Origin of the sequence: Curtobacterium sp. NPDC090223 (assembly GCF_044746585.1) — a bacterium.
Classification (GTDB): domain Bacteria; phylum Actinomycetota; class Actinomycetes; order Actinomycetales; family Microbacteriaceae; genus Curtobacterium.
Genome location: NZ_JBIVCN010000006.1, coordinates 126110 through 139506 on the forward strand (window position 1 = coordinate 126110; position 13397 = coordinate 139506).

Consider the following 13397-nt stretch of genomic DNA (forward strand, 5'->3'; position numbering starts at 1 on the left):
GAAAGAACGAGACCGACCGGAGCGGTCGGTCTCGTCAGGCGAATCACGGCAGTCTAGGGAACCCAGCAGGTGTGGATCAAGCCGGTCACGCCGCGTGTCGTGGTGTTCACCTCGGTGGTGATGGACCGGGTGCGCTCGGTCACGGCGGGCAGCGAGACGACCTTCCAGCCGACGATCGTGTACGACTTGTCGAGCACCTGCACGGCGCACTTCATGTCGGTGCCCGGGTCGACGGACACCTGCGAGTGCACGACCGCTCGATGCGCCGAGAGGATCTCGTAGCCGACGTCGTCGCTGTCCAGGCCGTGCGAGGTCTGTCCGGGGCCCGCCCAGATCACCCACGCGCCGAACACGACCACGATCGCGGCGGCCGCGGCGATCGCGATCGTGCGGGTCCGGCGGGTACGTCCGGCGGTCCGCCCGTAGCGGTCGTCCAGGACGGCTGCGGTGGTTCGTGTGGAGGTCGGGTTGTGCTGTTCGGACAGTTCGGGGCTCCCGGGGTGATTATCCTGATCCCAGGGTAGTTCACGGTCTCCGTGCATCACCCGCGTCCCCGATCGACCACCGTGAGGATCCCCGTGCCACACCGTCTGATGGCCGTCCACGCCCATCCCGACGACGAGTCGAGCAAGGGAGCGGCCACCGCGGCGAAGTACGCGGCCGAGGGCGACGACGTCCTGGTCGTGTCCTGCACCGGCGGGGAGGCCGGCGACATCCTCAACGAGCAGCTCGGCGAGCCCGCGACCAGCCGCGCGCACCGCGACATGGCGGGCTTCCGCCGCGGGGAGATGGCGGCGGCGCAGGCGGCGCTCGGCATCGACCACGTCTGGCTCGGCTACCACGACTCCGGGCTGCCCGACGCCGAGAAGGGCGAGACGGTGCGACCCGGCACGTTCTCCACCGTGCCGCTCGAGTACTCGACCGAGGCGCTCGTCCGCGTGATCCGCCGGTTCCGCCCGCACGTGCTCGTCACGTACGACGAGAACGGCGGCTACCCGCACCCGGACCACATCCGCACGCACGAGGTCTCGATGGCCGCCTGGCGCGACGCCGCCGACCCGACGAAGTACCCGGACGCCGGGGAACCCTGGTCGATCTCGAAGCTCTACTACGAGCGCACCATGAACCCGCGGCGCTTCACCGCCTTCTACGAGGCCCTCAAGGAACGCGACCCGGACAGCCCCCTGGTGCCGCAGCTCGGCGAGTGGGTGGAGCGCTTCGCGGACCGCCCGGACCTCGCGACGACGCACGTGGACGTGCACGAGTACTTCGACGCCCGCGACGCCGCGCTCCGCGCGCACGCGTCCCAGGTGCCGCCCGACAGCCCCTTCTTCTACTGGCCGAACGACCTCCTCGCGACGGTGTGGCCGACCGAGGACTACCAGCTGGTGGAGGCACGCGTGCCCACCGACCTGCCGGAGTCCGACCTCTTCGCGGGGATCCCACCGGAACAGGACAGCAACGCGTGAGCACCATCGCGGCAGTACTCGCCGCCACCCCGAGCCCCAGCCCCACCTCGGCCGTCCCGGACGTGGACGTCACACCGGGCGTCGTCGGGTTCATCGCGATCGCACTCGTCGCCGTCGTCACGATCCTGCTCGTGGTCGACATGACCCGCCGCATCCGGCGGACGCGCTACCGCGCCGAGATCCGGGAGCGCCTCGAGGCCGAGGCACTGGGCGAGACCCCGCCCGTCGACGAGCCCGGCCGGGCCGACGTCGGCGACGACACCGAACGCGGGTAGTCGGGCGCGGGGCGAGTCGCGTGCGGTGTTGAGTCGCGCGGGTTGTGGATTCGCGCGGAGGCAGTTGCATCGCGCGCGGGTTGTGGACTCGCGCGGATGCAGTTGGATCGCGCGTGGTCGGTCGGAACTCCCGACCGACCACGCGCGATTCCACATCCCATCGCGGGGGTGATGGGAAGGATCGCGCGTGGTCAGCGCACCGGGTGCAGCGCCACCAGGAGGATGCCCGCCCACTGCGCTGCGAACGCGGCGACGGTGAGCGCGTGGAAGACCTCGTGGAAGCCGAAGAACGTCGGCGACGGGTTCGGCCGCTTGAAGCCGTATACCAGCGCGCCGACGACGTACGCCAGGCCACCGGACAGCACGAGGACGGTCATCGGGACGCTCGCGGCGAAGAGCTGCGGCAGGATCCCGAGCGCCGCGCAACCGAGCGCCAGGTACAGCGGCACGTAGAGCCACCGGGGTGCGCCGATCCAGAACACCCGGAACGCGATGCCGAGCAGCGCGCCGCCCCACATCACCCAGAGCACCACGAGCATGAGCGTGTGCGGCAGGGCGCACACCGCGACGGGCGTGTACGTGCCCGCGATGAGCAGGAAGATGTTCGTGTGGTCGATGCGCTTCAGGACGCGCTTGACGACCGGCCCCCACGGGAAGCGGTGGTACGTCGCGGAGACCCCGAACATGATGAGCGACGTCGCCATGAACACCGCCGTGCCGGCCTTGGCAGCGGGTGACGCGGCCAGGGTGACCAGGACGATCCCCATCGCGACGGCGAACGGGAACGTGCCGAGGTGGATCCACCCGCGCCAGGCCGGGCGCTCGTCGACGGCGGTCGCCGCCTCTTCCGTGAACGGGACGTGGGGGAGGGTTCCGGTGTCCAGGTCCTGCTGCATGCTCCGACGATACGGAGGACCGGCAGACCGACGGCTGGGAGTCCGCACCGAGGTCCCGTGCACTACGCTCGTCGCGTGACGGGCAAGCTGGGCTGGGCGGGACGCGGGATCCTCTACCGCGCGTACCAGCAGCGCATCCGCCGCCAGATCGAGGACGCACCGAAGCCGAAGCACGTCGCGATGATCGTCGACGGGAACCGCCGCTGGGCGAAGCAGCTCGGCCTCGAGACCGCGGCGCACGGACACCGGGCCGGCGCGGCGAAGATCCCCGAGTTCCTGTCCTGGTGCGACGACCTCGGCGTCCAGGTCGTGACGCTCTACCTGCTGTCCGCGGACAACCTCAAGGGCCGCGGCGGGGACGAGCTCGAACAGCTCATCGGCATCATCGCCGCGCTGGCCGACCGGCTCTCGCACCACCGGTCGTGGCGGGTGCAGCACGTCGGGTCGAACGACGGGCTGCCCGACGAGCTCGTCACCGCGCTGTCCGACGCCGAGGCGCGCAGTGCGGGCCACACCGGGCTGCACATCAACCTGGCGGTCGGGTACGGCGGACGGCGGGAGATCGCCGACGCCATGCGGAGCATCGTGCGGGCGCACGGCGAGGGCGGCGGCACGCTCGACACCCTCGCCGAGGTGCTGACGCCGGAGCTCATCGGCGACCACCTCTACACGCAGGGGCAGCCGGACCCGGACCTGATGATCCGGACCTCCGGCGAGCAGCGGCTGTCCGACTTCATGCTGTGGCAGAGCGCGCACAGCGAGTTCTACTTCGTCGAGGCGTTCTACCCGGACCTGCGCGAGGTCGACTTCCTGCGCGCGGTCCGCGACTTCGGACTGCGGTCGCGCCGGTTCGGCGGCTGAGCACCGTTCCGCGGCAGGGGCCCGGTTCGGCGGCCCGGTCGGGTCCCAGTACACTCTCAGGGTTCTGCTTCTGTGAAAGGTGCACCACTGTGATCGAGATCGACGAGTACGTCGCGGGCTTCGCCGAGGAACCCGGCTACCTCGACCACGCCGCGTTCGGCCCCGTGCAGACCGCGGTGCTCGAGGAGCAGCGCGTGCTCGGCACCATCCAGGAGCACATGCGCTTCGGCGCCATGGAGACGCTCGACGAGCAGGACGCCCGGGTCCGAGCCGTGGCCGCACGCCTGGTCGGACGCCGTGCGGACCAGGTCGTGTCGCAGACCGCGACCACCCCCGGCCTGCTGCACACCGCGTTCGGGCTCACCGGTGGCGTGCTCGTCGCCGCCGACGAGTACCCGTCGATGCCGCTCGCGCTCGCCAGCGCCGCGTCCGCGACCGGCGGCCGCGTCCGTCCCGTCGTCATCGAGTCCGGTGCCGGCTGGGTGACCCCGTCCCTGGTGGAGTCCTGGCTGGCCGCCACCCCGGCCTCGCCGGAGGACGCCATCACGGCCGTCGCGGTGTCCCTGGTCGACTGGCGCACCGGGTACCTCGCCGACCTCGCCGCCCTCCGCGAGGTGATCGGCGACCGGTTGCTCATCGTCGACGCGATCCAGGGCTTCGGCGTGGTCGACGCCCCGTACGAGCTCGCGGACGTCGTCGCCACCGGCGGGCAGAAGTGGCTGCACGCCGGGTGGGGCACGGGCTTCACCGCGTTCAGTGACCGCGCCCTGGAGCGCCTGCAGCCGGCGCTCTCCGGGCCGCACGGCACCACCGGCTGGCCCGTCGACGTGCCCTCGGTGCGCCCGGGTGCCGCCGGCTTCACGATGACGCGGATCGACCCCGTGGCCCAGGCGCGGCTCGCGGTCTCGCTCGAGCGCCTCACGGCCGTGGGGGTCGCGGCGGTGCAGGAGCGCGTCGCGGACCGCGTCGAGCGGGTCTTCGCGATCGCGGACGAGTTCGGGCTCGAGGTCGAGTCCAGCCGCGACCCGGCCGAGCGTGCCGGGATCGTGGTGCTCCGGCCGGCCGAGGGACGCCTGACCGCCCTGACCGCCGCGATGCACAACCACGGTGTCACGGCGAGCACCCGGCTCGGAACGGTCCGCGTGTCGGTGTTCGCGTCGACGACGGACGAGACGCTCGACATGTTCCGGGACGCCTGCATCTCCTACGCCACGTCCTTCTGAGGGACCCCGTACCGCACCGGACGAGGCGGACGTGCGCCGAGCCTCCCGGCCGCACCGCGCGCTCAGGTGGCGTTCACGCGAACGTAACCGAGCGATCCGCGTGTCGCTGGCGTCGTGTCGGTGGGCCGTCGTAGCTTTGCCGCATCGGGCACCGCGCCCGATCGAAGCGGCCACAGATGGTGCTTCGGGACCCGCTCCGTGGCCGTGTCGAGGACAAGGACCGGGTCGATCGCGGCCCGGGGATGGAGTGGTCGTGACCTCTCAGAACGTCTCCCACGGAACCTCGTCAGCAGCGTCGGTGTCGGCTTCGGCCGGCGCGTCGACCGTCACCGCCCAGCGCACCTACGTGCTGGACACGTCGGTGCTGCTGAGCGATCCGCGGGCCCTGTTCCGCTTCGACGAGCACGCCGTGGTGCTGCCCGTCGTGGTCGTCAGTGAACTCGAGTCCAAGCGCAACGACCCGGAGATCGGGTACTTCGCGCGGCAGGCCCTCCGCATCCTCGACGAGCTCCGTGTCGAACACGAGCGGCTCGACTTCCCGGTGGCCGTCGGCGCGGGCGGATCGCTCCGCGTCGAGCTGAACCACTCGAACCAGTCCGTCCTGCCGTCCGGGCTCCAGCTCGGCGACAACGACTCCCGCATCCTCGCGGTCGCGATGAACCTCGCGAACGACGGCCTCGACGTGGTCGTGGTCTCCAAGGACCTCCCGCTCCGGGTCAAGGCGGCCTCCGTCGGTCTCGCGGCCGAGGAGTACCGCGCCGAGCTCGCCGTCGACTCCGGCTACACGGGTATCGCCGAGCTGCAGGTGTCCGGCGAGCAGATGTCCGACCTGTACGACAAGGAGGAGATCCGTTCCACGTCGCTCGACGGCGTCCCGGTGAACACCGGCGTGGTCATCCACTCGGAGCGCGGGTCGGCCCTCGGCCGGGTGCACACCGCCGGCTCGGTGGCCCTGGTCCGCGGCGACCGCGAGGTGTTCGGTCTCCGCGGCCGCTCCGCCGAGCAGCGCCTCGCGATCGACGCGCTCCTCGACCCGGAGATCGGCATCGTGTCCCTCGGCGGCAGCGCCGGCACGGGCAAGTCGGCGCTCGCCCTGTGCGCCGGGCTCGAGGCCGTGCTCGAACGCCAGCAGCACAAGAAGATCATGGTGTTCCGCCCGCTGTACGCCGTGGGCGGCCAGGAGCTCGGCTTCCTGCCGGGGGACGCCGGCGAGAAGATGAACCCGTGGGCGCAGGCGGTCTACGACACGCTGGGCGCCCTGGTGTCCGACAACGTCCTGGACGAGGTGGTCGAGCGCGGCATGCTCGAGGTGCTGCCGCTGACGCACATCCGCGGTCGCTCCCTGCACGACGCGTTCGTGATCGTCGACGAGGCGCAGTCCCTCGAGCGCAACGTGCTGCTCACGATGCTCTCCCGCATCGGGCAGAACTCGCGGGTCGTGCTCACGCACGACGTCGCCCAGCGCGACAACCTGCGGGTGGGCCGGCACGACGGCGTCGCGTCCGTCATCGAGCGGCTCAAGGGCCACCCGCTGTTCGCCCACGTGACGCTGACGCGCTCCGAGCGCTCGGCGATCGCCGCGCTGGTGACCGAGATGCTCGACTCGCCCGACCTGGTGTAGGGCGGCGGGCGCGCGTCAGTCCGCCGCCGCCCGCCCGCGGCGGCGGCGGCCGCCCGCGGCGGCGCCTGGTGCGTGCCGGATCGGCGCAACAGAAACCGTCTCGAACCACGGACTTCCGTGGTTCGAGACGGTTTCCGTTGTGCGCCTCCAGAACGCGCTAGCGGCCGTGGGGTCACCGGACGGACGGGAGGCCCGGTGCCAGCTGGCACCGGGCCTCCCGTCCGTCTGTGGTCGCGTCAGCGGCCGGCCGCAGCCGGCCGCAGCCGTCAGCGGGCGTCGGCGCGTCAGTTCGGGTGCGTCATCGACAGGACGTCGAGGGCCTCGTCCAGCTGGGCCTCGGTGACCTCGCCGCGCTCGACGTGGCCGAGGGCCACGACGGCCTCGCGGACGGTGACGCCCTCGGCGACGGCGTACTTCGCGACCTTCGCCGCGGCCTCGTAGCCGATCACCCGGTTGAGCGGGGTCACGATCGACGGCGACGACTCCGCGAACGCGCGGGCACGCTCCAGGTTCGCCTGGAGGCCGTCGACGGTCTTGTCCGCGAGCACCCGCGAGCTGTTCGCGAGCAGGCGGATGGACTCGAGCAGTGCCGTGCCCATCACCGGGATCGCGACGTTGAGCTCGAACGCTCCGGACGCCCCGGCCCACGTGATGGTCGCGTCGTTGCCGATCACGCGCGCGGCGACCATGAGGGTGGCCTCGGGGATGACCGGGTTGACCTTGCCGGGCATGATCGACGAGCCCGGCTGCAGGTCCGGGATGTGCAGTTCGCCCAGGCCGGTGTTCGGGCCGGACCCCATCCAGCGCAGGTCGTTGTTGATCTTCGTCAGGCTCACGGCGATCACCTTGAGCGCGCCGGACGCCTCGACGAGGGCGTCACGGGCGCCCTGGGCCTCGAAGTGGTCGAGCGCCTCGGTGACGGGCAGGCCGGTGTCCTCGGCGAGCTGGGCGATGACCCGCTGCGGGAAGCCGGAGGGCGTGTTGATGCCGGTGCCGACCGCGGTGCCGCCGAGCGGGACCTCGGCGACGCGCGGGAGCGTGGCGTTCACGCGCTCGATGCCGAGGCGGATCTGCCGCGCGTACCCGCCGAACTCCTGCCCGAGGGTCACCGGGGTGGCGTCCATCAGGTGGGTGCGGCCGGACTTCACGGCGTCCGCCCACAGCGCGGCCTTGGCCTCGAGCGCCTCCGCCAGGTGCGCCAGCGACGGCACGAGGGACCGGATCAGCGCATCCGTCACGGCGACGTGCACCGAGGTCGGGAAGACGTCGTTCGAGGACTGCGAGGCGTTCACGTGGTCGTTCGGGTGCACGTCCGTGCCGCTCCGGGACGCCAGGGTCGCCAGGACCTCGTTCATGTTCATGTTCGACGACGTGCCGCTGCCGGTCTGGTACACGTCGACCGGGAACTGGTCGTGGTGCTCGCCGGCGATGATCGTGTCCGCGGCCTGCACGATGGCGTCCGCGACCGCGGGGTCGACGATGCCGAGCTGGCCGTTCACGATCGCGGCGGCGCGCTTGATGCGGGCGAGCGCGACGATCTGCGCGGACTCGAGCCCAGTGCCGGAGATCGGGAAGTTCTCCACGGCGCGCTGGGTCTGCGCTCGGTAGAGCGCGGACGCGGGCACACGGACCTCGCCCATCGTGTCGTGTTCGATCCGGTAGTCGGTCGACTCGGTCTGCGCGGTGGTGTCGGTCACGTCGTCGTGGTCCTTCCTGGGGTGACGCCGGGCGTGGTCACGCCCGGTGCGGTGTCGCCGCCGGCGGTCGGCCGGGGCAGGTCGTGGCGGGGATCAGGCGTCGCCCACGACGGTGTCGATCGACACTTCGCCCGTGGTGAGGTCGTAGGTCGCGCCGACGACCGCCAATCTACCCTCGGCGATGGCGTCGGACACGGCGCCGGAGCGCTCGAGCACGGCGCGCAGGGTCGCTTCGAGGTGCGCGGCGCCGATGGCTTCCTGGGGCAGGTCGGCGTCGGTCGCGCGGACACGCTCGACGCTCGGGGCGATCGCGTCGACCAGGACCTGCAGGTGCGGGGCCGGGACGGGCTCGCCGGAGCGGGCTGCCGCGACCGCGCCGCACTTGGTGTGTCGCAGGACCACGACGAGCGGGGTGCCGAGGGCGACGACCGCGAACTCGATCGAGCCGAGGACGACGTCGTCGACGATCTGGCCGGCGTTGCGGATCGCGAAGACGTCGCCGATGCCCGCGTCGAACACGTGCTCGAACGGCACGCGGGAGTCGGAGCAGCCGAGGACCGTGGCGAACGGGGCCTGCGAGCCGGCGAGCTCGCTGCGGCGCTCCGGGTCGATGCGGCCGGTGCGGCGCTTGTCGGCGGCGAACCGGGCGTTCCCCTCGACGAGGAGACGGAGGGCCTCGGCCGGGGTGGACGCTGCGCGATCGGTCATGTGCGGTACTGCTCCTCGGGTTCGGGTTCGGGTTCGGGTTGTGCGGGTCGGTTCAGGCGCCGAGCTGCTTCGCCACGGCCGTGGCGACGGTCCTGAAGGACTTGTCGTCGGCGGTGCCGGCGAGCACGACCGTGTTCCGGCCGAACGTCGCGACGAGCGAGTACGCCTGGTTGCCGGCGTTCTTGCCCTCGGTGCGGCGGTCGTACACGGTCCACTTCGTGCCGCCGATCGTGCGGCTGCCCGTGGCGGCGTGCTGGTCGAGCTGGTTCGCGACCCACGTCGGGTTGGCGTCGATGCCCTGCTGCAGGCCGATGTACTGGTCGTCCGGGGTGAGGAAGCCGACCGTCCAGACGTCGACGCCGTCCGCGGTCTTGTCCTTGAAGTCGGCACGGTTCGACGTGTACGAGGCCGGGAGCGTCGGCGCAGCGAGCGTCACGCCGGGGACGTCCGCCTGCGAGGCGACCTGCCGGTAGTCGACGGCGCGGTCGACCGTGCTGTCCGGGCGTGCGACCACGGCGACGAGGAAGACCACGATGCCGAGCGAGGCGATCAGCGCGAGGACGAGGTTGAACGCGGTCTGGTGCTGCCGACGGGCGCGGCGTGCGGTGTCCTTGCGCGCCCACGTCTCCTCGGGGGTCTCGGGGCGGCCGAGCTCCGCGACGATCGGCAGACCGGTCTTCGGGTCGGTCACCGGTCGGCGTCCTCTGTCGCGGCGCGGGCGGCGTCGAGTCGGGCGCGGGCACCGACGAGCCACTCCTCACAGCGGGCAGCGAGGGCCTCGCCGCGCTCCCAGAGCGACAGCGAGCGCTCGAGCGTGGCCGAGCCCTGCTCGAGCTCGGCGACGACGCGCACGAGCTCATCGCGCGCGGCCTCGTAGGTCAGGGACCGGACGTCGGACTCGGACTGCTCCTCGGATGACACCCCCTGATCCTACCGAGGGTCCACTGACGCTCCGGGTCAGCCTTCGCCGTCCGGCCCGGGGCCGTCCGACGCGAGCGTCCCGGTGGCCGTCCCGGCACCGAGGGTGACCCGCACGTCGGTGTCGCCGTCGAGCTCGGAGGCGGCCCGCACGACGGCGCCGTCGGTCGTCTGCACGATGGCGTACCCGCGACGGAGGGTGTCCCGGGGCGAGAGCGCCCGGAGCCGCCCGGTCAGGTGTCCGACGTCGGCGTGCGAGCGCTCGATGCGGCGGTCGAGCAGTTCCCGGGCACGGGAGAGGTCACGGGCGACCTCTTCCGCGCGGGTGTCCACGAGCCACGCGGTGGAGGCGAGCGCCGGCCGGGAGCGGAGCGCCGCGATCCGGTCGGCCTCGACCGAGAGCGTGTGCGAGAGCCGCAGTCCGAGCCGTGCCCTGGCCTGTCGGACGTTCGCGAGTTCCTCGGCGACGTCGGGCACCACGCGCTTGGCGGCGTCGGTCGGGGTGGAGGCCCGCAGGTCCGCGACCTCGTCGAGGATCGGGCGGTCGGCTTCGTGCCCGATCGCCGAGACGATCGGAGTCGTCGCCGCTGCGGCCGCCCGGACGAGGCCCTCGTCGCTGAAGCCGAGCAGGTTCTGGAAGTCGCCGCCGCCGCGCGCGACGATGATGACGTCGACCTCGGGGTCCGCGTCGAGCTCCTGGATCGCCGCGGTCACCTCGGTCACGGCGCGGTCGCCCTGCACCGCGGCGTGGATCGTGCGGAACTCGACCTGCGGCCAGCGGAGCTGTGCGTTCCGCTTGACGTCCTTCTCGGCGTCGGAGTCCTTGCCCGTGACCAGACCGATCCGGTGCGGCAGGAACGGCAGTCGCCGCTTGCGGGAGGCGTCGAACAGCCCTTCCTCGGCGAGGGTCCGGCGCAACCGCTCGAGCCGTTCGAGCAGGTCACCGAGCCCGACGTGCTTCATCTCGACGACCTGCATCGTCAGCGAGCCGCCCTTGACCCAGTAGTTCGGCTTGACGGCCGCGACGACGCGAGCCCCCTGCCGGAGGTCGGCGGGGACCCGGGACCGGACGCTCGACCAGATCGAGAACGACACCGTGGCGTCGACCTCGACGTCCTTGAGCTTGCCGTAGACGTTCCCGCCGGCGACGTTCCACTGGGTGATCTCACCCTCGACCCAGGCGGTCCCGAGCCGGTCGATCCAGTCGCGCATCTTCGCGCCGAGCAGCGCGACGGGCCACGGGTTGTCGGCCGTCGGGGGTCCCTGTTCGATCGCCATGTGCTCCTCCTGGTGGTGCGGTCCCATCGTGCCGGACGCCGCTGACGTGCGCCCAGCCGGTGTCGGTCCCGCTCACCTATCATCGGGGACGTGACGATCACCAACGGCCACTCGGTCCCGCTCGCGCCGCCGCGCAGTCCTGCGCCGCGCGGACGACTGCGGAACGACCCGGTCACGGGGACGAAGAAGGTCCTGCTCGCGGCTCCCCGCGGGTACTGCGCCGGCGTCGACCGCGCCGTCGTCGCGGTGGAGAAGGCGCTCGAGCAGTACGGCGAGCCGGTCTACGTCCGCAAGCAGATCGTCCACAACGTGCACGTGGTGTCGACCCTCGAACAGCGCGGCGCCGTCTTCGTCGACGACGTCGCCGAGGTCCCGCGCGGGTCGCACGTCGTGTTCAGCGCGCACGGTGTCTCGCCCGCGGTGGTCGCCGGTGCGGCCGAGCGCGACCTCCACGCCATCGACGCCACCTGCCCCCTCGTCACGAAGGTCCACCGAGAGGCCACGCGCTTCGCGAAGGCCGAGCGCACGATCATCCTCATCGGGCACACCGGCCACGAAGAGGTCGAGGGCACGATGGGCCACGCGCCCGAGCGGACGATCCTGGTGAACGGCCCCGAGGACGTCGCCGAGCTCCAGGTCGACGACCCCGACAACCTCGTGTGGCTGTCCCAGACCACGCTGAGCGTCGACGAGACGATGGAGACCGTCCGGCTCCTGCGCGAGAAGTTCCCCACGATCGAGAACCCGCCCTCGGACGACATCTGCTACGCCACCCAGAACCGCCAGGTCGCGATCAAGAAGGTCGCGCCCCAGGCCGACCTGGTGATCGTCGTCGGCTCGGCGAACTCGTCGAACAGCGTCCGTCTGGTCGAGGTCGCGCTCGAGCACGGCGCCCGGGCCGCGCACCGCGTGGACTACGCCGAGGAGATCCGGCAGGAGTGGCTCGAGGGCGTCGCGACCGTCGGCGTCACGAGCGGCGCCTCCGTCCCCGAGGAACTGGTGCACGAGGTGCTCGAACAGCTCGCCGATGCGGGCTACGGCAGCGTGGAAGAGGTCGTGACCGCCCACGAGGACCTGATGTTCTCGCTGCCCAAGGAGCTCCGCACGGACGCGGCGGGCAACCCGACGCGTGCGCTGGGCGGGCGTCGCGCATGAGCCGCGACGACTGGTCCGCGGTCCCCTCGCGCGACGCCGGCGTGGTCCCGGCGCACGGCACCGGCCTGGAGGCCACCGGCGGCTCCGCCCCGTCCGCTGCGGCTCCGTCGGGCGGTCGGGTCCAGGGCCGTCCGGCTCCCCAGTACGGCGAGTACGCCCCGGCCGGCTGGGTGAACCCGGTGCTGGCCGAGCAGGAACGTGCCGAGCGCAGTGCGGCCGCGTCGGCGCCGCGGCCGGCCGCTGCACCCGGACACCCGACCGTGACACGGGACGCGGATCGGCCCCCGGTCGCGGTGCAGCGCCTGGGCGCCTCCTCGGGCGACCTGCTCCTGACCCTGATGCTGCTCGGCCTGGGCCTGTGGTCCGTCATCGGGTACTTCCGCACCGGCGCGGTCGCCACCGCGGTCCGACGTGCGATCGAGCAGCAGTACACGACGCTCGCCGACCCCTCGGCGCTGTCGACCGCGGCGAACGTGAACCTGGTCGGCGCGATCACGATCCTGGTCCTCACGGTGTGGTGGAGCGTCGCCCGGCTCCGGGCCGGCAAGCGGTCGTCGTGGGTCCCGGTCGTCGGCGGCATCGTCGCGACGGTGTTCAGCACCGTCGTGTTCATGGTCGTGCTGTGGCACGACCCGCAGTTCGCGACGTGGTGGGCGCAGCGCAACAGCTGACCGGGCCGCTGCTCAGACGCGCAGGACCGCCCGCATCCGTGCAGCCGTCCGGTCCAGGTGGTCCGTGAACGGCGTGCCGCCCTCGTCCGACAGCCAGGTGCCGAGCGCGGTCTGGAACAGCTCGACGGTGACCCCCGCCAGGACCTCGGCCGTCAGCGCGTCCTCGCCCCGCGCCGAGAAGCCCTGTCGCACGGCCGCACGCAGGTCCGCCTGCTTCCGCAGGTCCCGCTCCCGGAGTGCCGGGTCGGCGTCGATGATCCGCCGTGCCGCCCGGACCTCGTCGCGCCGGGGTTCGAACCGGTGCTCGGCCAGGTGGTGCAGTCCGTGCAGCACGACGGCGAACGGATCGGCACCGGCGGGCGCCTCGGCGAGCATGCGCCGCGCGATGTCCGGGATCTCGTCGTCGCCGAAGAAGACCTCGCGCTTGTCGCTGAAGTGCCGGAAGAAGGTGCGCTTGGTCAGACCGGCTCGTTCGACGATGTCGGGCACGGTCGTCGCGGCGAACCCCCGCTCGTCGAAGAGCTCGAGCGCCGCGGCACGGAGTCGTTCCCGCGTATCGGGTGCCCATCTCGCCATGTACACAGCATACGACTGATGACACCAGGTGTCATGGCGGATAGAGTGA

15 protein-coding genes are annotated in these 13397 nt (G+C 72.0%); 7 read left to right on the top strand and 8 right to left on the bottom strand.

The features are described 5' to 3' along the window. Positions 1 to 53: 53 nt before the first annotated feature. Positions 54 to 542: a DUF4307 domain-containing protein gene (locus ACIPJY_RS15575; protein WP_400465469.1), complete on the bottom strand. Its 489-nt coding sequence runs from the start codon at positions 540 to 542 to the stop codon at positions 54 to 56. A gap of 36 nt (positions 543 to 578) precedes the next feature. Here ACIPJY_RS15575 and mca point away from each other — a divergent pair, with 36 nt between their 5' ends. Continuing rightward, complete coding sequence (gene mca, locus ACIPJY_RS15580; protein ID WP_400465471.1) at positions 579 to 1469, top strand: mycothiol conjugate amidase Mca; 891 nt, start codon at positions 579 to 581, stop codon at positions 1467 to 1469. Continuing rightward, complete coding sequence (locus ACIPJY_RS15585; protein ID WP_400465474.1) at positions 1466 to 1744, top strand: hypothetical protein; 279 nt, start codon at positions 1466 to 1468, stop codon at positions 1742 to 1744. Before mca ends, ACIPJY_RS15585 begins: the two co-directional genes overlap by 4 nt. A 191-nt stretch (positions 1745 to 1935) precedes the next feature. Here the strand turns inward: ACIPJY_RS15585 and ACIPJY_RS15590 are convergent, their stop codons facing one another. Beyond that, complete coding sequence (locus ACIPJY_RS15590) at positions 1936 to 2640, bottom strand: hemolysin III family protein (protein ID WP_400465476.1); 705 nt, start codon at positions 2638 to 2640, stop codon at positions 1936 to 1938. 75 nt (positions 2641 to 2715) lie between these two features. Here ACIPJY_RS15590 and ACIPJY_RS15595 point away from each other — a divergent pair, with 75 nt between their 5' ends. The 3 genes from ACIPJY_RS15595 to ACIPJY_RS15605 all read left to right on the top strand — a co-directional run bounded on the left by ACIPJY_RS15595 (position 2716) and on the right by ACIPJY_RS15605 (position 6345). Further along, entirely contained in the window at positions 2716 to 3501 is a 786-nt protein-coding gene (locus tag ACIPJY_RS15595; protein WP_400465479.1) for an isoprenyl transferase, read from the top strand. Positions 3502 to 3590: 89 nt separating this feature from the next. After that, the gene (locus ACIPJY_RS15600; RefSeq protein ID WP_400465482.1) at positions 3591 to 4724 is read left to right on the top strand and encodes an aminotransferase class V-fold PLP-dependent enzyme; all 1134 of its coding nucleotides are present in this window, start codon (positions 3591 to 3593) and stop codon (positions 4722 to 4724) included. Between the two features lie 298 nt (positions 4725 to 5022). Next, positions 5023 to 6345 (top strand): PhoH family protein, encoded by a 1323-nt coding sequence (locus tag ACIPJY_RS15605; protein WP_400465895.1) that lies wholly within the window; start codon positions 5023 to 5025, stop codon positions 6343 to 6345. Positions 6346 to 6629: 284 nt separating this feature from the next. Here ACIPJY_RS15605 and ACIPJY_RS15610 read toward each other — a convergent pair whose 3' ends face one another. The 5 genes from ACIPJY_RS15610 to xseA form a co-directional block, all read right to left on the bottom strand. Further along, positions 6630 to 8042: a class II fumarate hydratase gene (locus ACIPJY_RS15610; protein WP_400465485.1), complete on the bottom strand. Its 1413-nt coding sequence runs from the start codon at positions 8040 to 8042 to the stop codon at positions 6630 to 6632. Positions 8043 to 8135: 93 nt separating this feature from the next. Continuing rightward, positions 8136 to 8750, bottom strand: a complete 615-nt coding sequence (locus ACIPJY_RS15615) for a carbonic anhydrase (RefSeq protein WP_400465488.1) — start codon at positions 8748 to 8750, stop codon at positions 8136 to 8138. Between the two features lie 52 nt (positions 8751 to 8802). Next, positions 8803 to 9441, bottom strand: a complete 639-nt coding sequence (locus ACIPJY_RS15620) for a DUF4245 domain-containing protein (protein WP_400465490.1) — start codon at positions 9439 to 9441, stop codon at positions 8803 to 8805. Next, positions 9438 to 9671 (bottom strand): exodeoxyribonuclease VII small subunit, encoded by a 234-nt coding sequence (locus ACIPJY_RS15625; protein ID WP_400465493.1) that lies wholly within the window; start codon positions 9669 to 9671, stop codon positions 9438 to 9440. The genes ACIPJY_RS15620 and ACIPJY_RS15625 overlap by 4 nt, the downstream gene beginning before the upstream one ends. 36 nt (positions 9672 to 9707) lie before the next feature. Then, positions 9708 to 10946 carry an exodeoxyribonuclease VII large subunit gene (gene xseA, locus ACIPJY_RS15630; RefSeq protein ID WP_400465495.1) on the bottom strand — a complete coding sequence of 413 codons (1239 nt, stop codon included), beginning with the start codon at positions 10944 to 10946 and terminating at the stop codon, positions 9708 to 9710. A gap of 90 nt (positions 10947 to 11036) precedes the next feature. Between xseA and ACIPJY_RS15635 the strand changes: the two genes are divergently transcribed. After that, a complete protein-coding gene (locus ACIPJY_RS15635) occupies positions 11037 to 12101 on the top strand; it encodes a 4-hydroxy-3-methylbut-2-enyl diphosphate reductase (protein WP_400465498.1) in 1065 nt (354 codons plus the stop codon). Further along, on the top strand, positions 12098 to 12772 hold the full coding sequence (locus ACIPJY_RS15640) for a DUF6264 family protein (protein ID WP_400465501.1): 675 nt from the start codon (positions 12098 to 12100) through the stop codon (positions 12770 to 12772). Before ACIPJY_RS15635 ends, ACIPJY_RS15640 begins: the two co-directional genes overlap by 4 nt. Before the next feature lie 12 nt (positions 12773 to 12784). On the opposite strand, the gene ACIPJY_RS15645 is transcribed toward ACIPJY_RS15640, so the two are convergent. Further along, entirely contained in the window at positions 12785 to 13348 is a 564-nt protein-coding gene (locus tag ACIPJY_RS15645; protein ID WP_400465504.1) for a TetR family transcriptional regulator, read from the bottom strand. Between the last annotated feature and the right edge of the window lie 49 nt (positions 13349 to 13397).

Excerpts from the sequence above, each read along its gene's own strand:
- ACIPJY_RS15575 (WP_400465469.1), bottom strand. The coding sequence starts at position 542 with ATGCACGGAGACCGTGAACTACCCTGGGATCAGGATAATCACCCCGGG.
- ACIPJY_RS15590 (WP_400465476.1), bottom strand. The coding sequence starts at position 2,640 with ATGCAGCAGGACCTGGACACCGGAACCCTCCCCCACGTCCCGTTCACG.
- ACIPJY_RS15615 (WP_400465488.1), bottom strand. The coding sequence starts at position 8,750 with ATGACCGATCGCGCAGCGTCCACCCCGGCCGAGGCCCTCCGTCTCCTC.
- xseA (WP_400465495.1), bottom strand. The coding sequence starts at position 10,946 with ATGGCGATCGAACAGGGACCCCCGACGGCCGACAACCCGTGGCCCGTC.
- ACIPJY_RS15640 (WP_400465501.1), top strand. The coding sequence starts at position 12,098 with ATGAGCCGCGACGACTGGTCCGCGGTCCCCTCGCGCGACGCCGGCGTG.
- ACIPJY_RS15645 (WP_400465504.1), bottom strand. The coding sequence starts at position 13,348 with ATGGCGAGATGGGCACCCGATACGCGGGAACGACTCCGTGCCGCGGCG.